Genomic DNA, 26,430 nt, shown 5'->3' on the forward strand with positions numbered 1-26,430 from the left:
AACATGGAGATCAAGATGGACACGCTGGTTATTGACCGGACCGAAAAGACCGACGTTGCCGCTTCGGGACATTTCTATGAATACAGCAAGGCTGCCAATCCCATCCGTCCCAGCCTGACGCCGCGCGTCCCGTATCATTTCTTTCCGCCGTCACTCTATGCGCAGGGCAGTAGCCGGGTCGTGCCGCTCGACCTCAGCGCGGAACTGAAATGCCCCGGCCCGGCCACCGGCCCCGGGCTGTGCGCCAGCTTTGTCCGCATCAATGCCGGCGACCGGATCACGATGGACCCGAACGCGACGTCAATCGTGTTCTACGCCATACGCGGTCACGGCAGCGCACGTTGTGGGTCGGTGGCGTTCGACTGGGCGCAGGGCGACTTCTTCGCCATTCCGGCGCTTGACGGCATCACGCTCGACGCCTCGGCTGATGCTGCACTTTACGCCGTGCATGACGCACCGCTGCTGACCTATCTCGGGGTGCGCGTCGATACGGCACGGTTCCGTCCCGTCGTGTTCCGGGCGAAGGATGCGGACCATGAACTGGACCAGGTCAGGCGTTCGCCCGCCGCCGCTGAACGGAGCCGTGTCAGCGTCCTGCTGGCCGCGGATGAATTCCCGCTGACGCGTACCGTCACCCATACGCTGTGGGCAATGTACGGGACCATTGCCGCGGGCACCGAACAGAAACCGCACCGCCATCAGTCCATCGCCCTGGACTATATCGTGGACTGCGCGCCGGGCTGTTATTCACTGCTGGGCACGGACCTTGACGCGGATGGCCGGATCATCGATCCGGTACGGGTCGATTGGGAAGCAGGCTGCGCGTTCGTGACACCGCCGGGTTACTGGCATGCCCATTTCAATGAATCACAGGCCGAAGCGCGCCTGATCCCGATACAGGATGCAGGTCTGCAGACCTATCTGCGGACGCTGGACATCCGCTTCGCCTGACGACGGCCGGACGCCGCGCGGTGGCGTACCCTGCCACCGCGCCCGGCTCGCGTTCACCGGGCCGGGCAGGGGCATGCCGTCATTGCGTCCTCCCGGTCGTAACCGCGACGTGGCAGGAAAAATGGGCCTGACTGCAATGGGTACCGAAAAACGATCTATCTGCGCGACATCCCGGCATGCAGGGGACGTGCCGGATTGCCCGCCACCGTGTCACCCGGCGCCACGTCATGCGTGACAACGCTGCCTGCCCCGATAATGGCATGATCCCCAACCGTGATACCCGGCAGGATAATGGCGCCCCCGCCAATCCAGACATGTTTGCCTATGGTCACGGGGCGACCTGATTCCAGCATTTTCTGGCGCAATGCAGGATCACGCGGATGGTCGGCGGCCAGGATCTGGACACCGGGGCCGACCTGCGTGCCGTCCCCGATCCTGACCGGAACCACATCAAGCACGATGCAGCCGAAGTTCAGGAACACGCTATCCCCCAGAAAGATGTTATAACCGTAATCGCAGTAGAAGGGCGCGCGTATGGTTGCGTTCGTTCCGGCATGTCCAAGCCGTTCGTGCAACGTCCCGTCATGACGATTGTACCGGGCAAGCCATTCGGCGCACTGCGCCATGTCCCGCTGCAATTCGGGGTCGCTGGCGACATACAGGTCGCCAGACAGCATTTTCTGCTTCTCGCTCCGTCGGGATGTCATGTCAGGTCATGCGGCGTCTTGCCCAACGGCGCGCCCGGCGTCCAGTCCGAAAAACGCACCTTCAGGCCCTGACGTTCCGGCGTGCGGCACATCGGCCCGATCAGGCAGAAGTCCGCCAGCGGAAAGGGGGGCAGACGCACAGGCGGCCAGATCTTCCCATCGGTCGAGACCTGAAGCCGCGATACCCCGTCCATAATGCTCGCCCGCATCCAGAAATCCGATCCCTTATCAGTGGCCATGTCCAGCATGCCGACTGCAATGGCGCTGTGACGCGGCCTGTTCACCCAGGCGTCGCCATGCCACGGGCTGCTGGTGCGGGCCTGCGCGCCCAAAGCCATGCCGCCCGCCATCGGTGACAGGGATGGCCCGCCCTGTCATGTCCGGATGCTGCATGTTCCTTGCGCCTGCGTTGCTCACTGCCAGACTTTCCATATCCGTCACGCTTCACCATTCATGTACATCCGTCCACGTAGCGCAAGGCTAAACCCGTTCCCACATGGCCGGTAACCAGACTTCTTCCCGCCGTTTTGATCCCGATCGCAGGCAGCGCATCCATGCTTCAGGGGATCATTCACCGTTGGGTCGCCGGGACATCGCCAATATCGTTCACCGGATATACCGACAGGACTGACGGTCGTGTCAGAAACGGCCAGTGATCCCTGACAACAGGATACCGTATGTCAGACACCCTGTCTGGCCAGTACGTCCATCAGTTCAAACGCATTCTGCGTGGCGGCGCCATAAACGGTATTGTCGTAAATTGTCCAGACATCGATGCCCTGCATGGCAAGTGTGGCGACAACGCCCGCATGGGCGGCTATGGCGTCCTGCCTATAAGCTGATTCATACATGACGGGGGAGCCATGCAACCGGAAATAGGCACGCCTATGCCAGCCGCCCGGTTGCGCCGCAGGCAGCGGGCGGGCGGGATCAGCTGCGACACGGGCAACTTTCTGTCGTTCCAGCATATGCTCGACGTCAGGCCTGAACCAGCTGGCATGCCGTGGTTCCAGCACAATATCGTCCGTAACCGTGGTTTTCAGATCACTAAGGAACCGTTCGGCGCTATCACCGGGATAGGCGAAGCTGGGGGGAAGCTGGACCAGGACAGGCCCGCGTTTACTGCCCAGACCGTCCGTTTCCCCGGCAAAGCGGTCGAGTAGCGCCTGACAGTCCACAAAACGACGTTCATGCGTAATCGCCTTGGGCAGCTTGACGGAAAAACGGAACCCCGGCGGCACGCTGGCCGCCCAGCGTTCATAGGTCGTACGCCGATGGGGCCGGTAGAAGCTGCTGTTGATCTCGACAGCGGAAAAACGTGCGCCATAGCGTTCCAGATGCGTGCCGGATGCAGGAAACCGATCAGCAAGCGCAGATGGGATTGACCAGCCAGCAACGCCAATATGGATGGACATGGCCTGTTTTTCCTCCGTTCGGGACAGCAGGCGGTGAACCGTTCCCCGGACCAGCGGCATCATATTCCCGGAAAATGGTGCGGCAGGGGATAAAAAATGGACAATTCACCGTATCCGCAGGACTGCCCGCGTCAGGCATGGGCATCCAGCCAGTTGCAGATTGCATTGATCACCTGATCTTCAATGCCGAAATAACCATGCGGGGTGAGGGAACCACACTCCCTTTTCGACCGGGTGGCGCCCCCCGCCACCATCAGCACATGCACATCCCTGCTGGCCGTCATGGCGGCTGCGATCTGCCGGGCCGCCGTGGGTGGCGCCACATTGCACCGATCATCGCGATTGGCGACCACAAGGACAGACACGCCTATGTCCTGCGGGCTGGCACTGAATACCGTCTCCCGGCTGCCGCCCATGACAGATACGGATTCCGTCAGCACGACACCGGCAATGCTGCTGGCTGGCGCATGCGCCGCACCATTTACGGCAGCGACTGTTCCCTGACTTGTACCCAGCAGGAAAACAGGGCCCGGTCCCTGCTGGTGCGCAAGGGCGACAAGACCACCCACAACACGCGCATAAGCCGACGATGCGCGATGTCCCCTGAGGTTGGCATGATCGGGTGTATCGGGAATGAGGACGGCGTAGCCGCGCCTGTTCCATAATTCCAGCGTCCGTACGACAAAATTGTCGCCATGGCGGATGCGTCCATCGTGCTCAAGGCCGATGTCACCCGCCCCGCCGGGCAACATGACAATGGTCCCCCGCGGGCTGGTGGGCGCGGCAAAAAGCACACTCAGCCGGTCACCACCATTCAGGGACAGATGGAGAACCCGCCCGTTCCGGCCATGGTCCGCGGCAATGGCGGGCGTGGCCTGACCATTATGGTCCTGCGCGAAAGCCATTGATGGCAGGGCTGCAAGACACAGCAGGATCGCAACCATGGCGCGCGGGGAGACGGAAGAAGGGCGAGCAAAAATCACACCGGACGTCCCCCTGCGTTGCCATCGCGATAGCGCATGTCACATGGTAGCGGGGTATCCGGGCAATGCCCAGCCCCGTCGGGGACACTCGAACCATGGCGCTGCGCCAGGCCCGACCAGATGGATGACATGGCAAAATGTTTTGACATCGCATTGTTCCGCGTGCCAATAAAAGAAACAGCACAGCTTTCCCATCAGTTCGTTCATCAACGGCGGTGAGCGGCAGGAAAACTGCAGAATCGGTCACGACGACACCCGGACGGCCAACGATGGTCCCCGTGCCTGAAGAAGGCGTCTCCATCCATATCGCATGATGGGGACAGGATGCGATGACGTGGACAAAGGATTTCTAAAGGCTGGAAACCCGCGCACCCTGCTCGCGGCATTCCTTTATTTCGATGTCTCCTTCATGGTGTGGGTCCTGCTTGGCCCGCTGGGCATTTCCATTGCCCATGACCTGCATCTGAACGCAGGCCAGAAGGGACTGCTGGTGGCCACGCCCGTTCTGGCGGGTGCGCTGCTGCGTGTGCTTGCTGGCGCGCTGGTCGATCACTTCGGGCCGCGCCGGGTCGCGATTGGCGCCCAGATTCTTGTTATTGCCGGGCTGTTCCTGACATGGCTGATCGCGCCACACAGCTATGGCGCACTGTTTGGGGTCGCACTTGTGCTGGGCGTCGCCGGGGCGTCGTTCGCGATTGCGCTGCCGCTCGCCTCCGCATGGTATCCGCCGCAATATCAGGGCACGGCGCTGGGCATTGCCGGGGCTGGCAATTCCGGCACGGCGCTTGCATCGCTGTTCGCGCCCGGCCTGGCCGTGCTTTATGGCTGGGTCAACGTGCTGGGTCTGGCAACGCTGCCGCTGACCGCCGTGCTGGTCGCCTTTATATTTCTGGCCAGTGAACCGCCGCAGCGTCGCTCCAGTGGCGGCCTGGTGACGTGGCTGCCCGTCCTGCGCAGCGGCGACTGCTGGCTGCTGATGTTCTTTTATGGTGTGACATTCGGCGGTTTTGTTGGGCTTGCCTCGTTCCTGACCATCTATTTCAACGACCAGTACGGCCTGCCGCCCGCCATTGCCGGAAGCTGCACGGCGCTGGTCGTGTTTGTTGGCTTCTTCGTGCGTCCACTGGGGGGCGCCATGGCCGACCGGATCGGGGGCGAACGCGCCCTGAGCATCCTGTTCGCGCTTGCTGTCGCCATCTTTGCCGTGATCGGCTTTGGCCTGCCCACGATCTGGCTGGCTTTCCCGGCCTTTTTCCTGGGCATGCTGGTGCTGGGTCTGGGCAATGGCGCGGTCTTCCAGCTTGTGCCCACGCGTTTCCCCAGCCGGGTCGGTATCCTGACCGGACTGGTGGGCATGAGCGGCGGCGTAGGCGGGTTCTACCTGGCGTCATCGCTAGGGGCCGCGCGACAGGCCACGGGGTCTTACGGCCCCGGCTTCATGGGCTTTGCCGCGGTTGCGCTGGTGGCGTTTGCATGTGTTGGCGTGTGCCGTCGCCGCTGGGCGGCTGAACGCCCACGGATGTCGGCTGAAGCCGATGCGACCGCCTCTTCATAATATCAGATCAGGAACGCATCCCGTGACCTGTATTTCCGACGTGCTCCGGCCCGCTTCGCTTACGGTCGGCTTCACCACCGTTCTTGCCAGCCTGTGTACCGGCCAGGCGGCTCATGCCGACACCGCGCCCGCCGCAGGCGTCATGGCAACCAGCATCCGCCCGACCTCGTCCCATCCGCCTGAAAAGGCGGCCGTCCACCACGTGACACTGCCACACAGCCCCGACTGGGGAGTATTCAATGCCGGAAAGGGGGCCGCGGCCGGTTTCGGGACCGTTGGTGGCTTCGGTCAGGCGCGCTGGGCCGAGGACTGGAGCGACATTGTCAATACGCCGCCTGAACAGCGCCGGAATGACTGGTTCAACCGCCTGAAATACATTCCCCTGACGGACAGGGGTGATATCTGGCTATCCATCAATGGGGAGGAACGGCTGCGCTACGCCTTTGAAAACCAGCCGCAGATGGGAACCGCCGGCAAGACCAACGCCAGCCGCGTGCTGCTGCGCAGCCAGTATGGCGCCGACCTGCACCTGGGCGAACATGTCCGCGCCTATGCCGAGTTCCTGTGGGGCGAAGCCGGGGGATCGAACTATTATGGCTACCAGACCGGGGTACAGCGCGAGCGGCTGGATCTCCAGCAGGGCATTCTGGAGGTGAAAGGCAGAATGCTGGGCGCGCGGATGGGCGTGATCGGCGGTCGCCAGATCTTTCTTGATGCCCCCGTCACCATGCAGTCCGCGCGCGACCTGACCAATGCACAGCAGTCATGGGATGGATTCCGTGGCTATGCGGTGTGGAAATCCTTCCGGCTGGACCTGTTCGATTTCATGCAGACCAACAAGCTGCCGCGCAATGTCTTTGCCGACGGCACGAACTACAACGCCCGGATGTATGGGATCTATACATCCACGGCGCTGCCGAAATTTTCGGTCATGGGGCAGAAAAGCCAGATTTTCGCCGATGTGTTCTTCATTGGCTACCTGTTCAACGGTGCATCGGCGGCGCTGGCCACCACAACGGGCACGCAGGCCGGGTCAACCCGGCGCGACAATATCGGCGCACGTGTGTGGGGGAATGTCGGTCCCTTCGATATCAGCCTGACGGGCGTGTTTCAGGGCGGCGAATTCCGTCCCGCCGGTGGCGGGGCGACACGCCCGGTGCGGGCCTATGCCGTCAACGGGACGCTGGGGTGGACGGCAAAAAACCTGAAGGCGAAGCCATCCATCGCACTACAGGGCGACCTGTTTTCAGGCGGGTCGTATCACAGCAGCGATGGCGCGGTCGGCACATTCGCCACTCCCTATTTCCCGCTGCCGTATTATAATGACGTGACGCTGGCCCTGACATCACAGAACCTGGTCGGTATCGGGCCGGTCATTACGGCAGCGCCACTGGCGAACCTGCACCTCAAACTGCATATACCCGTTTTCTGGCGCGAAAGCACGCAGGACGCGGTATATGGCACCGGCAAGATCTATGGCTGGCGCAACGGCCTGTCTGGCGGGTTCATCGGCACCACGCCCCAGACGCAGCTTGCATGGAACTTCGCGCCCCACTGGACATGGACGCACGATATTGCAGGCTTCGTCGCATCGCAGGGGATGCACCGCGCGGGGGCGAAGGACGGGGCGTTTTACATGCAGACCATGGAATTCAAATTCTGACAGCCGATCGTATGACAGGAGAAACGAACATGACCGGAACGGGAAACATCGTCATCATCGGCAACGGCATGGTTGGCCATTACTGTGCCGAGCAGCTTGTGGCGCATGGACTGCATGAAGACTGCGCGATTCACATTTTTGGCGACGAACCACACCACGCCTATGACCGCGTGCACCTGACCGATTACATGAGCGGACGCGACGCGCTGGCGCTGCGCCTGCATGTGGATGATTTCCACACCTATCACGACCTGACCCTGCACCGTGGCGTCAGGGTGACACGCATCGACCGCGCGGCGCGGATGGTGGAAAGTGCCGAAGGGCTGCTGCCATACGATACGCTGATCCTTGCCACCGGTTCCACGCCCTTCGTGCCGCCGGTTCCGGGCAATACCGGCACGGCGGGGCTGGTCTACCGCACGCTGGATGACCTTGACATGATCCGGGCAGCGGCAGAAGGCGCGTCGCATGGCGTGGTCATTGGCGGCGGACTGCTGGGGCTGGAGGCCGCCAACGCGCTGTCGGGGCTGGGGCTGTCCACGGCCGTTGTCGAATTCGCGCCGCGCCTCATGCCGGTGCAGCTTGATGACGACGGCGGCCAGGCCCTGAAGCAGCGGATCGAGGCACTGGGGATCGAGGTGCTGACATCCCATACCACGCAGCGGATCACCACGGGCGAGACACACCGCCACCGGCTTGTCTTTGCCGACGGCACGTTCCTTGAAACCGATCTGGTCGTGTTTTCCGCAGGCATCCGCCCGCAGGACAGGCTGGCGCGTGACTGCGGGCTGGCCATCGGACCACGCGGCGGCGTCGTGATCGACGGGCAGTGCCGTACGTCCGACCCGGCAATCTACGCAATCGGGGAATGCGCATGCTGGAACGGGCAGGTGTTCGGGCTGGTGGCGCCGGGCTACACCATGGCGCGCACGGTCGCGTCCACCCTGGCGGGGGAAGACGCCGCGTTTACCGGGGCGGACATGTCCACCAAGCTCAAGCTGCTGGGGGTGGATGTCGGCTCGATTGGCGATGCGCATGGCGCGACACCCGGCAGCCGGAGCTACCGCTTCATCGGGGAAGTGGACGGGTCCTACCGCCGCCTCGTACTCTCGGCGGATGGCAGCCATGTACTCGGCGCCGTGCTGGTGGGGGACAACGCCTATTACGACACGATCGTGCAATATGTACAGAACGCCATCAGACCCCCGCCGGACCCGGCGGCCCTGATCCTGCCGCGCGGGGAGGGGGCCGATCTGCTGGGGGCGGACGCGCTGCCGGATACGGCCATGATCTGTTCGTGCCACAACGTGACAAAGGGGGCGATCTGCGCCGCCATCGAGGGGGGCTGCACGGATCTTGCCGGCCTGAAGCAGACCACGAAGGCCAGCACGGGCTGTGGTGGCTGTTCGACCCTGCTCAAGAACGTGTTCGAGACCGAACTCGAAGCGCGCGGCATTACGGTCGACCATAGCCTGTGCGAACATTTTTCCTATACGCGGCAGGAACTGTATTCCCTTGTCCGCGTGCATGGCATCCAGACGTTTGAAGACCTGATGGCGCAGTACGGCAATGGCGGCCTGGGCTGTGACACCTGCAAGCCCGCTGTCGGTTCGATCCTGGCATCGGCCTGGAACAGGCCGATTACGGACCCGCTCTATATCCCGCTGCAGGACACGAACGACACGTTCATGGCCAACATGCAGAAAAACGGCACCTATTCGGTCGTACCCCGCATCGCGGGCGGCGAGATCACGCCGGAGAAGCTGATCGTACTTGGTCAGGTGGCAAAGAAATACGGCCTGTATACCAAGATCACCGGCGGCCAGCGCATCGACCTGTTCGGCGCGCGGCTGGAACAGTTGCCCGATATCTGGGGTGAACTGCTGGAAGCAGGATTCGAGACCGGACAGGCATATGGCAAATCCACCCGGACCGTAAAATCCTGCGTGGGCAGCACATGGTGCCGCTATGGCGTGCAGGACAGCGTGGGCAAGGCGCTGGATCTGGAAAACCGCTACAAGGGCCTGCGTTCACCGCACAAGCTCAAATTCGCCGTGTCCGGCTGCACCCGCGAATGCGCGGAGGCGCAGGGCAAGGATGTAGGCGTGATCGCCACCGAAAATGGCTGGAACCTGTATGTCTGCGGCAATGGCGGCATGCGCCCGCGCCATGCGGAACTGTTCGCGACCGACCTGGATGCCGAAACGCTGGTGAAATATATCGACCGTTTCCTGATGTTCTATATCCGGACGGCGGACAAGCTTCAGCGTACCTCGGTCTGGCGCGAAAACCTTGAAGGCGGGCTGGATTACCTCAAGGACGTCATCATCAACGACAGCCTTGGCATCTGTGCGGAACTGGAACGACAGATGCAGATGGTGGTGGACCGTTACCACTGCGAATGGCGCGATGCGCTGACGGACCGTGAAAAACTCAAGCGGTTCCGTACCTTCGTCAATGACAGCCGTCCCGATCCGAACATCCGCACCATACCCGAACGCGATCAGGTCCGCCCGGCAGATAACCTGCCGGAAACCACGCCATCGGCCGGGCCGGCAGACTGGACCGAACTGTGCGGACACGATGATCTGGTGGCCATGTCCGGGGTCGTGGCGTGGCATGATGGCGACCAGATCGCCCTGTTCTACCTGCCCGCGACGGAGGGGGAGGGCGCGCCCGCCCGGGTCTATGCGATCGACAATCACGACCCGTTTTCGAACGCCAACGTGCTCGGGCGCGGCATCATGGGCGATCTGAAGGGACAGGTGGTGGTGGCCTCGCCGCTGTACAAGCAGCATTTCCGCCTGGAGGACGGGCAGTGCCTGGAGGACCCCGCCGTACGGCTGCGGACATGGGACGCCCGCGTGGAAAACGGAAAGGTGGAGATCCGCGCCAAAACGGTTGCAGCGCCGCCGGAACCCGTATCGGCCTGACCCCATGGCGCGGGAGGACATCCGCACTGTCTGCCCCTATTGCGGGGTGGGCTGTGGGGTCATACTGGAAGTGGAAAACGACCGCATTGCAAAGGTGCGGGGCGATGGCGCGCACCCTGCGAATGGCGGCCGCCTGTGCACCAAGGGCAGTTCGTGCGACCGGCCGCTCCTGTCCGACCAGCGCCTGCGCCACGCCGCCATCCGCCCCCGGCGCGGGGAACAGGCCGCGCCTGCGGGCGTGCAGCAGGCCATCGACGCTACGGCCGCACGGCTGCGCGCCATCCTTGACGAACATGGGCCCGACGCCATCGCCTTTTACGTATCGGGGCAGATGTCGCTGGAGGCGCAGTACCTGATCAACAAACTGGCCAAGGGGTTTGTCCGCAGCCAGCATATTGAATCCAATTCCCGCCTGTGCATGGCCGCGGCAGGCACAGGCTACAAGCTGTCCCTTGGCGCCGACGCCCCGCCGGGCAGTTATGAGGATTTCGACCGCACCGACCTGTTTTTCGTCATTGGCGCCAACATGGCCGACTGCCATCCGATCCTGTTCCTGCGGCTGATGGACCGCAAACGGGCAGGTGCGCGGCTGATCGTGGTTGACCCGCGCCGGACGGCCACGGCGGAAAAGGCCGACCTGTACCTGCCGATCCGCCCCGGCACGGATCTGGCGCTGCTCAATGGCCTGCTCCACCTTCTGGTCAAAAACGATGCGATCGACAGGGACTTCATCGCCCGGGCCACGACAGGGTGGGAGGCGATGGAACCCTTTCTGGATGAATACGCCCCCCAGGCCGTGGCCGAAATCACCGGCCTGCCGGTTGAGGACATCCTGACCGCCGCGCGCTGGATTGCGGAGGCCGGGGAGTGGATGAGCCTGTGGACCATGGGCCTGAACCAGAGCATTGCCGGCACATGGAACACCAACGCACTGTGTAACCTCCATCTCGCTACCGGGGCCATCTGCCGACCCGGTAGCGGGCCGTTTTCGCTGACCGGGCAGCCCAATGCCATGGGCGGGCGCGAGATGGGCTACATGGGGCCGGGCCTGCCGGGGCAGCGCAGCGCATTGGTGCCAGCGGACCGCGCCTTTACGGAAGAACAGTGGTCGCTGCCCCCCGGCACCCTGCGCGACACCGGAGGCAATGGCGTGATTGCCATGTTCGAGGCGATGGAACGCGGTGACATCCGGGCATGCTGGGTCATCTGCACCAACCCCGTCGCCACCGTTGCCAACCGCCGGCATGTGGTCCGGGCGCTGGAAGCGGCAGACTGCGTGATCGTGCAGGACGCATTCGCGGATGGCGAGACGACGCGCTTTGCCGATATCGTGCTGCCCGCCGCCCTGTGGGCCGAAGGGGATGGCGTGCAGGTCAATTCCGATCGTACCATGACCCTTGCGCGCAGGGCAGTGCCACCACCGGGCGAGGCGCTGCCGGACTGGGACATCATCGCCCGCGTGGCGCGGGCCATGGGGTTTGCGCAGGATTTCGCCTTCACCTCCGCCGCCGAGGTGTTTGCCGAAGCCAGCCGGTTCAGCAACCCGAAAACCGGCTATGACATTGCAGGCGTCAGCCACGCGCGGCTGCGCAACGGCCCGGTGCAGTGGCCCGCGCCCGCAGGCGACACGCAGGCCCGGCATCCGATCCGGTACCTGTCCCCCGACGGGACCGGCCCCGTCTTCGCCACGCCGGATGGAAAGGGGGTCTTTTTCGCCCGGCCGTGGATGCGGCCGGATGAATGGCCGGATGATGAATTTCCCTTCGTGCTGAACAGTGGCAGGCTACAGCACCAGTGGCATACGCTGACCAAGACCGGGCGCGTGGACAGCCTGAACCGCCTGAACCCCGGTCCCTTTGTGGAAATCGCCCCGCCCGACGCCCATGCGCTTGGCCTGACGCAGGATGATCGCGTAAGGATCACGTCGCGACGGGGACAGATCGTCCTGCCGGTCCAGATTTCCGCGCGGGTACGGCCCGGCACCTGCTTTGCCCCGTTTCACTGGAATGACCGTTTCGGGCCGGACCTGACGGTCAATTCCGTCACACCGGACACCGTGGACCCGATTTCGCTACAACCCGGCTTCAAGCTCTGCGCGGTGGCGCTGGAACGTGTGGAACAGGCCGCAGGCCCGGCCGCCGATGATGTGAAACCAGTCAGGAAAGGAGAGTCCGCCATGATGCTGCGCGCCCTTACCAGCCATCTTGGCCTGGCGCGGCCGGACCAGTCCGTCGCCGCAACCCTGCCAGATGAGGGACGGGCATGGCTGTCCGGATTCCTCGACGGGCTGGAAATGGCCCCGCCGGGCGCAGGGGAAGTACCTGTTCTGCCCGCATCGGCGCCACTGCCGGCACAGGCGCGCGCACGGATCAGCGGCATCCTCGCGGGCCTGTACAGTCGCATGCAGCCGGCTGGCGGGACCGTGCCGGAAACGCCTGCGGCCGCCGCGCCGGGTATCAGCGTATGGTGGGCATCCCAGACCGGGCGCGCGGAAGGGCTGGCCGCCACGATCGTTGGCTGGCTGCGCGAGGCCGGCCACATGGCGGAAGGAAAATGCCTTGATGCATTCGATGCGGACACCCTGCCTGCGGGTCCGGCGCTGTTCGTGGTGTCCACCTTCGGTGACGGGGACCCGCCGGACTGCGCCGCTCCGTTCTGGGACATGTTGCGCGAACGGCAGGCCCCCATGCCCGACCTGACATTCGCCGTGCTGGCACTGGGGGATTCCTCCTATGCCAGTTTCTGCGGCTTCGGCCGGGCGCTGGACGGACGCCTGCGGGAACTGGGGGCGACGCCATTCGTGGAACGCGTGGACTGCGAACCTGATTTCGAGGATACGGTCGAAACATGGCGGGCGACCATGCTCACGGCCCTTGCGCAGGCAAGAACCGGCGGACAGACTGCCATGCCCGCCACACCCGCGCTGGCGGACGCGCCATCCCCCCCGGCGTCCGGCACGCGGGAAGCCCCCGTCATGGCCCGGCTGTCCATCAACGAACGCCTGTGCGCCGCAGGCTGCGACAGGGACACGCGGCGCATCGGCCTGGATGTAAGCGGAACGGAACTGAACTGGGCCCCGGGGGATGCGCTGGGCATATGGCCCAGCAACCCGGCAGCCCATGTGGAAACGGCCCTGCGCGCGCTGCGCCTGCCGGAAGATACGCCCGTCGTGCTGCGTGGCTGTGGAACGGTGGGGCTGCACGAAGCCCTCACGCGCCATTTTGACCTGAGCCGTCCCAACCCGGCCATGCTGGCGGCACTGGGTGGCCGTGCGCCGGGTTTCCTGCCCCATCTGCTGAACGACGCATCGCTGTCGGTCACGGCGCAGGACATACCGGGCCTGTTCCGGCGCATGCAGCCGCGGCTTTACTCGATTGCCTCCTCGCCACACGCATCCGGGCGGGTGGTGGAACTGACGATGGGGGTCAGCCTTACGCCATGGCCGGGCGTATGCTCGAACTGGCTGGCGGGGCTGGACGATGGGGCGGACGTGCCGGTTTTCATTCAGCCCACCACGCATTTCCGGCTGCCAGCGGATGATGGCGCCGCCATGATCATGATCGGCCCCGGCACCGGCATCGCACCATTCCGGGGGTTCCTGCAGGAACGCGCGGCGCGGCGGTCTGCAGGCCGGAACTGGCTGTTCTTCGGGGAACGCCACGCGGCGGAAGGCTTCTACTATCATGATGAACTGGACGCCTTCGTGTCGGGTGGGGTGCTGACGCGCCTGGATACCGCCTTTTCACGCGATCAGCCCGAACGGGTGTACGTGCAGGACCGGATGGAGGCCGCAGGCGGCGAACTGTGGGACTGGCTGCGGGATGGAGCCTATGTCTATGTCTGCGGTGACGCGACCCGCATGGCGCGGGATGTTGATGCGGCACTGCGCCGGATCGTGGCCCGTCACGGCGACCTGTCATCCGGCGATGCGGATGCATTCGTAAGCAACCTGACGCGCGAAGGCCGCTATCTGCGTGATGTGTACTGATGCGTGAGGACATGTCACCCGGTACGCGCCTGAAGGTGCTGGTCGCGGACGAAAATCCCCGCAGGGGCCATGCCCTGTCGGAGGCGCTGCACGCCGATGCGTCACTGGATGTCCTGACCGTTCCCCCCGGTACGGCGCTGGTCGATGCGGTGCGGGCCTGTCGGCCCGATGTCGTGCTGGTCGACATGAACAGGGCCGACCGTGACGCGCTGGACAGCATTCGCGCCCTGTCCTGTTCAGCACTGGAACGCCCGGTCGCCCTGTTCGTGGATGAGGACGATGTGGAACTGATGGAGACAGCCTTCGATACGGGCATATGTTCCTACAATGTGCTTGAAGCACTGCCCCGTGATGTAAAGCCGCTGCTACGTGCCGCCATCGCGCTGTATGCCCGCTTCCGCCGCACGCGCGACGAACTGACCGAAGCGCAGCGTGTCCTTGCCGAGCGCAGGATCATCGAACAGGCGAAGAGATGTTTCATGAAAAACGAAAAAACCAGCGAAGCGCAGGCCTATCGATGGCTCCAGCGCCAGGCCATGCAGACATCACGTCGCATTGCGACCGTCGCAGGGGAGTATCTGGCATCGCACAAAAAGGATGAGGCATCATGAACACATCGTTACGGATCGGCGTGCTGAAGCTGGCTGACAGCGCACCGGTGATCATGGGGCGGCAGCAGGGCATTTTTGCCCATCATGGTCTGGAGACCGAAATCGTCGTCTCCCCATCCTGGGCCAACATCGCCGATGGCCTGGCATGGAACCGGCTGGATGCCGCCGTCATTTTCGCGCCGCTGGCCATGATGACCGCGCTCGGGCGGCGCGGGCATGATACGGGGCTGCGCCCGCTGGGCCGGATCAGCCGTGGCGGCAACACGATCATGCTGCGCGGCGTCAACCCGGTGGAAGGGGCATGGAATGCCGGCCGCCAGGGACGGCAGGCCTTTGACCTGTGGTCCGCGACCATCGGGCGGAAGCCACGTATTGCCGTCGTGCACATGTATTCCACCCATCTTCTCATCCTCCGGCGTTTCCTGAATATGATTGATGTCAGCATGGAGGATGAGATCGACCTGTCGGTCATGCCCCCGACCGACATGATCCATGCCCTTGCGGAAAACGCGATTGATGGCGGCTGTGTCGGTCCGCCATGGGGCACCGAGGCGGAACAGCTCGGGCTTGCCTTTCGCGTGGGCGGATCAGCCACCGTCCTGCCCGGCCATGTTGAAAAGATCATTGTCGCATCGGGAAAACTGCTGTCTTGCGATGCAACGGCCCGCCGCATGTCGCATGCCCTGCGGGACGCGATTGCGTTCTGCCAGCAGCCGGACCACCACGCGGACATCGCGCGCGCACTGGCAGCCCCCGTCGCGGCGGGCGGGCTGACCTTGCCGCTGGCGGCCACGGACGCCATTCTGCCCGGTGGGGACGCGCGCGAATGCGTTACCTTCGCCGGGGGCAGCCTGCTGCCGTCCGACCTTGACTGGATCATAAGCGATATGACGGCGCTGGGATGGGTGGACGATGCCGAGCATCAGATGCTCATGCGCTGGATCGGTCCCATACCCGCCGATCCCCCCCATGCCTGCGCACGGTCACTGTGAACCACGCGGGGGAGGGAAACCGTGCTGTTCAATTTCGAAATGGACTTTGCCCTGTCGTTACGCTGCGTTCCCATGATCGTACGCATGAAGCTGGACCTGTGCGGGGTAAAACTCAGCCTGCGTCAGTGGAGCCGCTTCACCCGGCAGGACAGGCAGGCACTGGTGGACCGTCCCGCCGCCACGCCGCCAGAATGGACCGCGTACCGGTCGTTCCTCGTGCACCTGATCAGGACCCGGGCAGGGGAAGAGCCAAAACTGCTTCCACCCGCCCGGACCGAAACATGGCAGCTGGCTGATGGCGTGCCCGATGCGATCAGGCTGAAAGCGCAATCCAGCGGGTTGCGGGCACCTACGCCCGAACAGTGGAGGCACCTGTCCTGCCTGCAGCGTTTCGCGCTGGTCAAGCTGACGCGGCCGGGCCATGAAAACCAGAATTTTGGACCGGCATTACGGGAATTTCTTGATACGGATGCATGACGGATGCCACCCGTTTCAGACAGGCGGCTTATGAAACATCCCGTAAACCTGCTGGATGTTTCTGGTAAAGCCTGTTTCACGTCCCCCCGGAAAACATCGCCTTCGTGGAAAACGGCGACACCCGGAAACGTTCCATGTTCCAGAAAGCCTGCCTGTCACGTCAGAAGCTGGTCATGCCTGTTCATCAAAACCATCGGCAAGCATGTTTGTCAGTGTATCCGCCATGAAATGAAACTGCTCCGTGCGCATGATCGTGGCGTCGCGTGGCCGGGGGAAGGGGACGTCAACCTCGTGGGCGATGCGGCCGGGGCGGGGCCTGAGCACGATGATACGATCCGCAAGGAACAGGGCCTCCGCGACATCATGCGTGATCAGCAGGGTGGTGATCTGCTGCGTGCTCCACAGCCGCATGAGCTCAAGGTTCATGCTGCGGCGCGTGACGGCATCCAGCGCGCCAAAGGGTTCATCCAGCAGCAGGACTTCTGGCGAAAGCACCAGCGCACGCGCAATGGCCGCGCGCTGGCGCATGCCGCCGGAAAGCTGGCCGGGTCGTGCATGGGCAAAATCCGCCAGCCCGACCCGCCGGATCAGGTCGTCCACCCGTGCCTGATCGACCGGATGCCCGGCCAGGCGGAAGGGCAGGCTGATGTTCGCCGCGATCGACAGCCACGGCAGCAGGGCCGCATCCTGAAAAGCGACACCCAGACGATGCGCGCGCGACAGTTCGGCAGGCGCCACACCTTCCACCCGGATCTGTCCCGCGCCGGGCGTGTCCAGTGCCGCGATCAGGCGCAGGATCGTGCTTTTCCCGCAACCGCTCGGCCCCAGCAGCGCGACGAATTCACCTTCCCGGATGGCAAGGGAAATGTCGTCCAGCGCCAGAATGCTCCGGCCGTCATTCAGCTGGAACGTCTTGGAGACATGGCTCAGCTCGATTGCCGGGACGCGCTGCATCAGCTCTGGACCATCGCGTCAAACCTTTCCATGATCCTTGCCCTGCGTTCATTCACCCTTGCGCGCAGGGCCTCGATATCGATGTTGAGCAGCCTGCGGTCACGCATCACCACCGCGCCGTCGATAATGACATCGCGCACATCCCGCCCGACCACGCAATGCGCCGCAAGGAAAAGCGGGTCCATCGACCCCATGTGATCAAGGTCGGATGTCTCCACCAGGATCAAGTCCGCACGGCGCCCGACCTCCAGACAGCCCAGTTCGTCCCCCATTCCCACGGCGCGCGCGCCGCCACGTGTCGCGATCCTGAGCAGGTCTTCCCCGGACATGGGAACACGCTGGTGATAGGCATGGCCAATGGCCGCGGCCTGACCGACCCGTGCGGCATGGGCGACCTGAAAGAGGTCGAGCGTAAAGGCCGAGGCCGCGCCATCGGTTCCCATTCCGATATCCACCCCGCGCCGCCACATTTCCTGCAGGCGGGGCACGCCGATCCCGTAATTGCCAAAGGCGCAGTGGCAGGCAGACATCCGGTGCGTGGCGTAAAGGTCAACTTCCTCGGCAGACAGGATGACCGAATGGGCGCAGTGCAGGTGTGGCCCAAGCGCGCCAAGGTCGTTCAGGTATTCGGTGGGGCGCTTGCCGTGCTGTTCCAGCGCGTAATCCACCTCATACGTGCCTTCAGCCAGATGGGTATGGATTTTTACGCCGTGGGCGCGTGCCGCATCCGCCATGCCTGCGATCAGCGTGGGACTGCACACGATGATCTGGCGCAGCGACATCCATGCCCTGACCCGGGCGTGATCGCGCCACCGTTCAACCAGGGCGATGTTCCTGGCCAGGGCCTCGTCCGTCGTCATCATCATTGATGGCGGCATGTCCCTTCCTGCAAAACTGGTGTTCAGGTCCGATGTCGTCAGGGCGACAAAACCGCGAATGCCGGTTTCAACCGCCGCCCGGGCCATTTCATCAGGGTGGGGGCCACCGGCTTCGGCAAAACAGGTCGTGCCGCACATGATCATGTTGGCATAGGCCAGCAGGCCGCTCAGATAGATGTCTTCGGGATCGAGAAGGGCCTCGAACGGAACATAATAGTTTTTCCATGGCGGGTTGCGCAGCGGGCCGAGGCGGCTCATCTCAGCCAGCTTGCCGCGCAACAGCTGCTGCGCGGTATGGACATGCGCATCGATCATGCCGGGCATGGCGATCCGGCCCCGTCCGTCAATCACGGTCGTGGCGGCAATGTCGCCAATATCGGTCCGGGAACCGACATGCGCCAGCCGGCCGTTGCTTATGACGATGACGCCATCACGAATGACGTCCCCGGCATCGTTCATTGTTACGATATCGCATCCATGGATGACGATATCCGCCTGAGAGGGAAGCGCCATGTCAAATTCCTTTAAAGGCTTCGGGAACAACCGTGAAATCGGCAATCCGGTCGATATCGGGCAGGGCCGTGCGCCCCGCCGCGCGGGCGGCGGCATACATCGGCCCGGCCATCATGTCCCGATCGAGGGAGAGAAGCGGGCGCGACGGCATGCCGCGATAATGGGTGAAGGGGATCTGGCTCCTGTTCTGCAGGATCTGCTGGTCAAGGTCGAAGCCGTAATCCTCGCCATATTTTTCAACCACCAGACGGGCAGCGACCGCGGGATCGGTTTCGTTGAAGGTCCACCCCTGTATCAACGCACGCAGGAAGGCCACGACGCGGGGCCGGTTCTGCGTAAGGTAGGCGCGGGTCGTCACCAGAAGGGCGGCAGGGGTGACGAATCCCAGATCGGCGAAATTCGTGAAAATGAAGTCCCTGTCCTGTTTCAGGCCCATCATTTCAAGCGTGAGCTTCTGGTTGGTATCGAACCCCACGAACGCGTCGCCCTGCCCGTCAAGCAGCGGATCGGGGGCAAAACCGGCCGGGACGAAGGTCCATTGCCGGGGCAGGCCCGCAATGGCGAGCACGGCATTGATTGATGTCGTCTCGTTAACGCCCTGTGCAAGGATGCGCAGGCCAAGCAGGTCGCGCGGCACACGCACGGGGTGGGCGGGCAGTGAAATGACCCCGAGCGGATTGCGGGGCATTTCGGTGCCGAGTATCACAAGGTCATTGCCACGTGCGACCGCATCCAGAAACGGCAGCCATGACATGTAGGACAGGTCGGCCCGTCCCGCCGCCAGCATGACGGCCGGGTCTGGCGCATTGGGGCCGCCCGCTGTCCATGTGACATCCAGCCCCTGATCACGGAAAAACCCGCGATCAAGGGCAATCCATTCGCCTGCGTACTGGACATTGGCAATCCAGCCGAGCTTCAGCCTGACAACTGGCAGGGACGGGGTTTCGGCTGCCCGTGTGGAACCGGGTGCCGCAGCACAGCACAGGGCAAGGCTGGCGAGGAACGATCTTCGATGCCATTTCATGCCATGACCTCCGTATGCTGTCCCGGCCTGCCCCGAAACATGTCACGCAATTTTTTTCCTGATGAAAAAATGTTACTTTATTTTCCAAATGAGCGTCAACGTGTAAATTATGTTACTGACATGATGGATGCAGGTCGCTATCATCGTTTCTTGCAAGTTATGATTCCAATGCAGGCCACGCCACGCATTGCCACGTTTTCCCGCCGACTGTTCATATCCTGAGAGGGAGGGTGCGACATGCCCGTCCAGTATTCACGGAAGCGTAGCACGGGAACGAAACACAGGGGTGATGGCGCAGGCCACACGATCCTGCGATCCCGCCACGGACACGCCCCGATACATCGCCGCGGTGCGACAGCATGAAATACGTCACCCACTTCCGCGCAGCCATCACTGCGGCCGTCGGGTTCGCGGTTATCCTGGTCCTGTGGCAGGTTATCGGGAGTGCAAAACTGCTTGGCCCGACCTTTCCGCCACTGAGCAGTGTCATCGCCAGCCTTACGGTGCCATACCGCCGGCATCTCTATATCCGTGCAGGTCTGGCAACGCTTTCGACAGCGGCATGGGGATATGGCATCGGGCAGGCAGGGGGGCTAGCAGCCGCGCTGTTCGGGCATCTCCTGCCTTTTTCCCGGGCCGGGCTGGACCGGCTGGCAAGCGTTATCCATGCCATACCCATGATCGCGCTGGGGCCGCTGTTCATGGCCGTGCTGTCCCCTGTCTGGGCCGGGACGGCCATCGCCGCGATCGGGGTCTTTTTCGTCTCCTACATCGCAGGCTGTACTGCGATTGAGTCGGCCGCGCCAACGCATAGGGACCTGTTCCAGATATTCGGCGCGTCCCCCCTGCGCAGGCTGTGGCTGCTTGATGTCCCGTCCGCCCTGCCGGCACTGGTAACCGGATTGCGACAGGCCGTGCCAGTGGCTTTCCTGGGCACCATACTGGGCGAATGGTTCGGCTCCGCCCATGGTCTTGGGCTGCTGATCCTCAGCGCGATGGAAAACTTCCAGATCGCCCTGCTGTGGAGCACGGTCATCCTGTGCTGTGGGCTGTCACTCATCATTTTTGTCCTGCTTGGCTATGTCGAACGTATCGTGGGACGGCATTACCGATGAAACGTTTCCTTGCGCGCTGGTGGGGGCCGTGCCTGCTGCTGCTGGTCTGGCAGGTCGGGGTGCAGGCCAGCGGGGTCAACCAGATCGTCATGCCGCACCCCATGGCTGTCCTCATGGATATGGCGTCCAACCCGCTGGTTTATGGCCGCGCCGCGGCAGGGACGCTGCTGGTCGCCGTTCCGGGCCTTACGGCGGGACTGGCGATGGGGGGCATGCTGGCGCTGCTGTGCCAGTTTTCCGCAGTCATGGAATATCTGCTGACGCCACTTGCAATGATGCTGTCTTCCATCCCGGTTGTGGCCATCATTCCTGTTCTGTCGCGCCTGTTCGGGTATCACATGACAACGCTGATCATCATCGTGGCCATCATCTGTTTTCTGCCTGCCTTCGTATACATGCACGCGGGACTGCGGTCGGTTCCGGCGGGCAGTCTGGATGTCTTCAGCGTATTCGGGGCTGGCGCGCGGGCACGGCTGCTGCTGCTTCGACTGCCAGCATCCGTGCCATCCTGTATGACAGCCCTGCGTATCGCGGCCCCGACCGCGATCCTGGCGAGCCTGACCGCCGAATATCTTATGCAGACAGGGGGGCTGGGTGCGCTGTTCCGTATTACAACAGCCGAATTCCGGTCCGAACGCGCCTTCGGGTGCAGCCTTGTGGCGATGGTGCTGTCGGTCTGCTGTTTCTTTCTGGCCCTGCATGCCGAACGGGCCGTAACCCGGCGCTGGCGATAGGAAAGGGGACGTGATGCACATCACGGTTGTGGCTGACCTGAAAACAACGCTGGGCGAAAATCCGTTATGGGATGCCGATACGCAGCGCATCTTCTGGGTGGACAGCCTTGGCAGGCGCCTGTTTCGCGCGACAGCCGATGGACAGGAAATCCGGGCATGGGATTTTCCCGCCAGCATCGGTTCAATGGCGTTACGTCATGGGGGCGGGGCGGTTGTCGCATTGCGCACGGGGGTCTTCATGCTGGATTTCCACACCGGCGCCCTGACCCGCGTGGTGGATCCCGGACATGACCGGGCACACCTGACGCTGAATGACGGCAAGGTTGACCGGCAGGGCCGGTTTATCTTCGGCTCCATGGTTGTCGATGCGGCGGAAAATCGTTTTGCCGCACTGTACCGCCTTGATACCGACCTGTCATTACACCGGCTGCGTGGCGGGATTGGTGTCAGTAACGGGCCATGCTGGAGCCCCGATGGGTGCCGTTTCTATTTCTCCGACAGCCATTCGAACGAAATGATGGTGTACGATTACGACACGGCTGAAGGCGCCCTGTCGCGCGGGCTGCCTTTTGTCACCCTGCCGTGCGACGGGACCGGCAGGCTTGATGGTGCCTGCGTCGATGCCGAAGGCTGTGTCTGGAGCGCGCATTGTGGCGCGGGGCAGATCGTGCGTTACCAGCCCGACGGCACCATTGACCGGGTCATCCAGATGCCAGTGCGGCGTGTGACCAGCGTTGCCTTTGGCGGGGCAGGACTGGGCATCCTGTTTGTCACATCCATGGCGCATGGCCTGCAGCCCGACGCGGTGGCCGACCACCCTCTGCGGGGGGCCCTGTTTGCCGTGCATGGCCTTGGCGTGACGGGCATGGCCGAACCCCGTTTTGCCGGTTGAGCCTGTTTCCCCATGATTTTGCAAGTCGCGCGGAAAAAACGACTACAGTGCGGAAACCGGGTTTCATGAAGAAGGAGAGTTGCCACGACGCGCAATGCGCTGCAGAAAACATCCCCTAGGCGCGTATTCACCGTCTGTATGCGTCCGCCCTGCCTGCCATGTCCCATCCATTGCGGGAGGGAATGGGGCTGGATGAAATGATGATAAGGCCAAGTCAGGATACTGCCGAATGCAGCCACCCACATCCCTGCCACCACACAGCCCCATGGCGGAACGGATTGCCCGCGTCTATCCGGATCTTACGCAGGCGCTCAGGGATCTTGCCGATTTCGTGGTGGATGAGCCCATCAACGCCGCACGCCTGAGCATTCATGACATTGCAGCCCATGTCGGCGTTTCGACCGCAACCGCCAACCGGCTGGCGCGTGCGCTGGGATTTTCCGGCTATGCGGCATTCCGGGCGGAACTGATCCGCAGTTTTGAATCTGCTTTCGTGCCGGTTGACCGCCTGATCAGGAACCTGAATGGGCGTTCGAACGCGCTGGAAGTCATGGCCGCCTCCCTGCAAGAAGACGTACGCAATATCGAGGCGACAATACGCGGACTGTCCGCAGAGGGCTGCAGTCATGCCGTCCAGGCCATCCTTACGGCACACCGCATTTATGTGGTTGGCATGGAGAATGGCAGTCATCTTGCGGCCATGCTGTCCAATGGCCTTGATATCTACCGTGGCAATATTGATTCCGTTGGCATTACGGGCGGCGGGGCTACTGCTGCGCGCAGGGTGCGCCGGTATGGCAGCCGGGATCTGGTCATTGCGGTGGCCTTTCCCCGTTATATGGCTGACACGATCACGGTCGCACGGGATGCGCGGGCACAGGGCGCGCGTGTCATGGCGATTACCGACAGCCCGGCTTCACCACTGGCGGCCCTGACCGATCTTGTCCTGTATGTCACGGCAGAGCGCCAGTTCGCCGCCAATTCGGATGCAAGCGTCCTGGCAATGATGGAGGCACTTTGCGCGGCAGTTGCCCACAGCACGCGCGGCGCGGTGGATTCCGCCAACAAGTACACACGCACGATCCTGCGTTGGCTCGATATGGATTCACGTCCCGGCAATTCCGGCAACCCCAGGCGGACGACCACGACACGGAAATAAACGAACGATTACATCACAATACAATATTCATATCCGTGGAAGCTGCTTTTTCAGAACAGAATTCTGTCCTGACGCTTTGTGAAAACAGCTGTACCAAAAACTTTCATAAAGTTTTCAGGACATTTCACAGACAGACGCCCCGGAAGGGTCTGCCTGTGAATCTGGTGAAGTCAAAATATAAACGACAACCTATTTTCCTGTTGTCGGTCCTGCGTGTTCTTATGCCCGGAAGCAATGTCTTCCTGATCCATGCGCATAAATATCAATCGAACCAAATATATTCCTGTGCCGGACGGAAAGCCTGATCCTGTTCAGGCTTTCCGTCCTCTGGCTTCAGAAACCTGTCGACACCGTCACCATCGCGGCAAAGGTACTGGCGACGTAATAGGCTGGCGAGTTCTGCGCGACTGTCTGACCATTGGCCGCCGTCGTCTGATAGGCGTTGGTGGTTACGGCTTCCACGCCTGACAGATAATGGAAATCACCAAGGTTGTAGATGTTCAGCTGGATCTGGGGATGCTTGAGATACCAGACGTTTTTCAGGCGATACCCAAGCGTCAGGTCAAGCTGGCCATGGGCGGGCAATGCCTCCGTATTCATTTCGTCGGCCCACTGTTTGCCAGTCCAATGGTAACGCAGGCTGCCGAAGATATGGCCATCATCATAGTTCAGTGCCGCGTTGACCATCCATTCGGGGGCCAGAACGGATGTTTTACCCTTCGTATGGATTGTCGATATGGCCCCGTTTTCGGTTACGGCCGTCACATCATTATCTTCTGACGCATGCAGGTAAGATGCGGAAACGTAAGGCGAGAAGTGGTGCCATGGGCGCGTGCTGAATTCCATGTCCGCACCGCGCAGCGTATTGCCGCCACCGTTCAGGGTGGTCTGGTAGGCGACGGTATTCGAACCGCTACCCATATTGATCACCGAGTTGAGGTTACGGTTCGTAATATTGATATTATACAGCGATACGGCAAAATTCAGCAGCGAACCGTAATGGCGGAAGCCCAGTTCTTCCGTAATGGCATATTCGTTCTTGGTATTATACCCGCCCGGATAACCCGTTCCATCCCACGGGTTGTTATAGAACCCCGTAAAGTAGGTGGAAGCCGACGGCATCTTGAAGTTTGTCGTGCCGGAAAGATAGACCTGATCATGCTGGTTGATCTTGAAACTGGCCGATACGCGCGGTTCCGGCACGGCGGTATTCATGCCGACGCGATAGGGGAAGTCGGAACTGGACCCCGCGCCAGGCAGGTTGTTGGTGCCGCCACGGTTGACAATGACTTCACGGAAACCGGCACTCAGTTTCAGCCTGTCATGAAGATATGATGCCGAATCACCGAAGTAGATGCCGTTTGTCTGCGTGATCAGGTGGTAGTTCACCCCATACAGGATGTTCCCGCCCGATGTACGCAGCTTGCCGCTGCCCCACACGCTGTTGGGCGATCCGTCCGTTCCGTACTGGGAATATGTCTCGCTTTCATAGTCATCGTTATAATCATACCACCAGCCAAGGGTCAGCTTGTTGTGGCGATCGGCCTTGAAGTCCACCGATGCATTGATGCCGGGATGGAATTCGATTTCCGTATAATACGCCTGTCCATTGAAATAACCGTCAGACGTCTGGCCCGGATAGGGAAGGGCGATGGACTGCCCCGGATAGGCCTGCGACACGGTTTCCGACCCGGTATAGAATGTCGATGCCGTCCCGGGGAAGGACGAACCATAGCCGCCGCCGCCCGCACCATAATAGAAGTACGGCGATACATGCAGTTTCCAGCGATCCGACAGCTTGAAATGCATGGGCATGACAAGGATCAGGTTGCTCCATCCCCCTTCCGAACTTTTCCAGTAGGAAGATGGGTCGGATTTGTCACCTGTATACTCGCTCAGGCCCTTGATGCCGCCCTGTTGCCAATCCGCCATACTGGGGTTGGTATAACCGGGCGTGTTGTTTTCGTTATAGGCCTCGACAAAGCTGACCGAGTTTCCATCACCCCATTCCTTGACGAATTTGGAATCGATATGACGGCGCTGGCCCGACCCGTACCCACGCCATACATCCCATGTCGCGTTGGAATAGGAGATATAGCCACGCAGGCCGGTATTGCCGATGTCGCCTGTTTCCAGGCGGATGAATTCACGGTTCGTGCGGTGCGAACCATATGAATAATCCACCAGGCCGCCATAATGGTGGGAGGGGTTGATCGTCTTCACGTTCATCGTGCCGGCCGTGGCGTTCGCCAGCGGCGCATTGATGTCCGACTGCCCCTGTGAAAGCTGCACTTCCTGATAGTTTTCGGTATCGCCCCATTCCGTTGTATACGGGGTATAGGTGTCAACGTCCGCGATCGGCGCGCCTTCATACAGGTACCCGATTTCAGACTGCTGCATGCCACGGACATTGATCGATGTGGCATCGGACAGCCCGAACGGATCGGACGACGCAATATTGGCACCCGGTGCAAACTGCAGCATCTGCGCCGCCGATGTGGCAGGCGCCAGCTTCGAAATGAAATCACGGCTGACCGTGGTCTGGGACTTGGCCTCGGTCTCACGGTGCATCAGGCCACCGCCCATCGCCCGGCCGGTCACGCCGTCGGCGCTGACGCCGCTGCTGGTGACACGGATATGTTCCGCCGCAGGCGCAGCCTGAACGCCGTTTACGGGCGTCGCGTCAGTCGCCGGTTTTGCTTTCGCGGCGGCCGTGGACGCATGGGGCGCGCGACCAGTGGCGCGCGCATGTGAAGCCACGGTTGCCGTCTGGGCGCTGGAGGGTGCGCTCTCCACCATTCCGACCGTGGACAGGGCGGTACTGGCCGCCAGAATTTTTGTAATACGCCAGCTGATCAATGGTTTTACCCTTCGCTGATAACGGCC

General features: G+C 62.3%; 21 protein-coding genes. 12 read left to right on the forward strand and 9 right to left on the reverse strand.

The window, feature by feature from the left end:
* The first annotated feature begins 15 nt into the window (after window positions 1-15).
* Complete coding sequence (locus tag B7449_RS00135; protein ID WP_048883089.1) at window positions 16-951, forward strand: cupin domain-containing protein; 936 nt, start codon at window positions 16-18, stop codon at window positions 949-951.
* A gap of 155 nt (window positions 952-1,106) precedes the next feature.
* Here B7449_RS00135 and B7449_RS00140 read toward each other — a convergent pair whose 3' ends face one another.
* The 5 genes from B7449_RS00140 to B7449_RS22035 form a co-directional block, all read right to left on the reverse strand.
* On the reverse strand, window positions 1,107-1,658 hold the full coding sequence (locus B7449_RS00140) for a sugar O-acetyltransferase (RefSeq protein ID WP_039733119.1): 552 nt from the start codon (window positions 1,656-1,658) through the stop codon (window positions 1,107-1,109).
* Window positions 1,655-1,996: a DUF1349 domain-containing protein gene (locus B7449_RS00145; protein WP_235721103.1), complete on the reverse strand. Its 342-nt coding sequence runs from the start codon at window positions 1,994-1,996 to the stop codon at window positions 1,655-1,657. The genes B7449_RS00140 and B7449_RS00145 overlap by 4 nt, the downstream gene beginning before the upstream one ends.
* A gap of 342 nt (window positions 1,997-2,338) precedes the next feature.
* Complete coding sequence (locus B7449_RS00150) at window positions 2,339-3,073, reverse strand: DUF72 domain-containing protein (protein WP_039733128.1); 735 nt, start codon at window positions 3,071-3,073, stop codon at window positions 2,339-2,341.
* Window positions 3,074-3,204: 131 nt separating this feature from the next.
* Window positions 3,205-4,056: an alpha/beta hydrolase gene (locus tag B7449_RS00155; RefSeq protein ID WP_235721104.1), complete on the reverse strand. Its 852-nt coding sequence runs from the start codon at window positions 4,054-4,056 to the stop codon at window positions 3,205-3,207.
* The gene (locus tag B7449_RS22035; RefSeq protein ID WP_158003693.1) at window positions 4,053-4,205 is read right to left on the reverse strand and encodes a hypothetical protein; all 153 of its coding nucleotides are present in this window, start codon (window positions 4,203-4,205) and stop codon (window positions 4,053-4,055) included. Before B7449_RS22035 ends, B7449_RS00155 begins: the two co-directional genes overlap by 4 nt.
* A 185-nt stretch (window positions 4,206-4,390) precedes the next feature.
* Here B7449_RS22035 and B7449_RS00160 point away from each other — a divergent pair, with 185 nt between their 5' ends.
* From B7449_RS00160 to B7449_RS00190, 7 genes are read left to right on the forward strand one after another with little or no spacing between them, the layout of a single operon-like run.
* A complete protein-coding gene (locus B7449_RS00160) occupies window positions 4,391-5,611 on the forward strand; it encodes a nitrate/nitrite transporter (protein ID WP_048883090.1) in 1,221 nt (406 codons plus the stop codon).
* Between the two features lie 22 nt (window positions 5,612-5,633).
* Window positions 5,634-7,274, forward strand: coding sequence for an alginate export family protein (locus B7449_RS00165; RefSeq protein ID WP_039733120.1), 1,641 nt, complete (start codon window positions 5,634-5,636; stop codon window positions 7,272-7,274).
* Between the two features lie 29 nt (window positions 7,275-7,303).
* Entirely contained in the window at window positions 7,304-10,207 is a 2,904-nt protein-coding gene (gene nirB, locus B7449_RS00170) for a nitrite reductase large subunit NirB (protein WP_048883062.1), read from the forward strand.
* Between the two features lie 4 nt (window positions 10,208-10,211).
* Window positions 10,212-14,195, forward strand: a complete 3,984-nt coding sequence (locus B7449_RS00175) for a bifunctional nitrate reductase/sulfite reductase flavoprotein subunit alpha (RefSeq protein ID WP_039735032.1) — start codon at window positions 10,212-10,214, stop codon at window positions 14,193-14,195.
* Entirely contained in the window at window positions 14,195-14,806 is a 612-nt protein-coding gene (locus B7449_RS00180; protein WP_039735034.1) for an ANTAR domain-containing response regulator, read from the forward strand. The genes B7449_RS00175 and B7449_RS00180 overlap by 1 nt, the downstream gene beginning before the upstream one ends.
* A complete protein-coding gene (locus B7449_RS00185) occupies window positions 14,803-15,798 on the forward strand; it encodes an ABC transporter substrate-binding protein (protein WP_039735036.1) in 996 nt (331 codons plus the stop codon). The genes B7449_RS00180 and B7449_RS00185 overlap by 4 nt, the downstream gene beginning before the upstream one ends.
* Before the next feature lie 21 nt (window positions 15,799-15,819).
* On the forward strand, window positions 15,820-16,275 hold the full coding sequence (locus B7449_RS00190) for a nitrate reductase associated protein (protein WP_039735038.1): 456 nt from the start codon (window positions 15,820-15,822) through the stop codon (window positions 16,273-16,275).
* A gap of 171 nt (window positions 16,276-16,446) precedes the next feature.
* On the opposite strand, the gene B7449_RS00195 is transcribed toward B7449_RS00190, so the two are convergent.
* Genes B7449_RS00195 through B7449_RS00205 form a run of 3 tightly spaced genes read right to left on the reverse strand, consistent with a single transcriptional unit; the run spans window position 16,447 to window position 19,644 of the window.
* Window positions 16,447-17,229: an ABC transporter ATP-binding protein gene (locus B7449_RS00195; protein ID WP_039735040.1), complete on the reverse strand. Its 783-nt coding sequence runs from the start codon at window positions 17,227-17,229 to the stop codon at window positions 16,447-16,449.
* Window positions 17,229-18,620: an amidohydrolase family protein gene (locus tag B7449_RS00200; protein ID WP_039735042.1), complete on the reverse strand. Its 1,392-nt coding sequence runs from the start codon at window positions 18,618-18,620 to the stop codon at window positions 17,229-17,231. Before B7449_RS00200 ends, B7449_RS00195 begins: the two co-directional genes overlap by 1 nt.
* 1 nt (window position 18,621) lies before the next feature.
* The gene (locus B7449_RS00205; protein WP_039735045.1) at window positions 18,622-19,644 is read right to left on the reverse strand and encodes an ABC transporter substrate-binding protein; all 1,023 of its coding nucleotides are present in this window, start codon (window positions 19,642-19,644) and stop codon (window positions 18,622-18,624) included.
* A 359-nt stretch (window positions 19,645-20,003) separates the two neighbouring features.
* Here B7449_RS00205 and B7449_RS00210 point away from each other — a divergent pair, with 359 nt between their 5' ends.
* The 4 genes from B7449_RS00210 (at window position 20,004) to B7449_RS00225 (ending at window position 23,544) form a co-directional block, all read left to right on the forward strand.
* A complete protein-coding gene (locus B7449_RS00210) occupies window positions 20,004-20,759 on the forward strand; it encodes an ABC transporter permease (protein ID WP_039735048.1) in 756 nt (251 codons plus the stop codon).
* Window positions 20,756-21,493, forward strand: a complete 738-nt coding sequence (locus B7449_RS00215; protein WP_039735050.1) for an ABC transporter permease — start codon at window positions 20,756-20,758, stop codon at window positions 21,491-21,493. The genes B7449_RS00210 and B7449_RS00215 overlap by 4 nt, the downstream gene beginning before the upstream one ends.
* Window positions 21,494-21,506: 13 nt before the next feature.
* Window positions 21,507-22,385: an SMP-30/gluconolactonase/LRE family protein gene (locus B7449_RS00220; protein ID WP_039735052.1), complete on the forward strand. Its 879-nt coding sequence runs from the start codon at window positions 21,507-21,509 to the stop codon at window positions 22,383-22,385.
* Between the two features lie 229 nt (window positions 22,386-22,614).
* A complete protein-coding gene (locus B7449_RS00225; protein WP_048883067.1) occupies window positions 22,615-23,544 on the forward strand; it encodes a MurR/RpiR family transcriptional regulator in 930 nt (309 codons plus the stop codon).
* Between the two features lie 333 nt (window positions 23,545-23,877).
* Here the strand turns inward: B7449_RS00225 and B7449_RS00230 are convergent, their stop codons facing one another.
* Window positions 23,878-26,403: a TonB-dependent receptor gene (locus B7449_RS00230; RefSeq protein ID WP_039735054.1), complete on the reverse strand. Its 2,526-nt coding sequence runs from the start codon at window positions 26,401-26,403 to the stop codon at window positions 23,878-23,880.
* Window positions 26,404-26,430: the final 27 nt, after the last annotated feature.

This window comes from Komagataeibacter intermedius TF2 (assembly GCF_000964425.1).
Classification (GTDB): domain Bacteria; phylum Pseudomonadota; class Alphaproteobacteria; order Acetobacterales; family Acetobacteraceae; genus Komagataeibacter; species Komagataeibacter intermedius.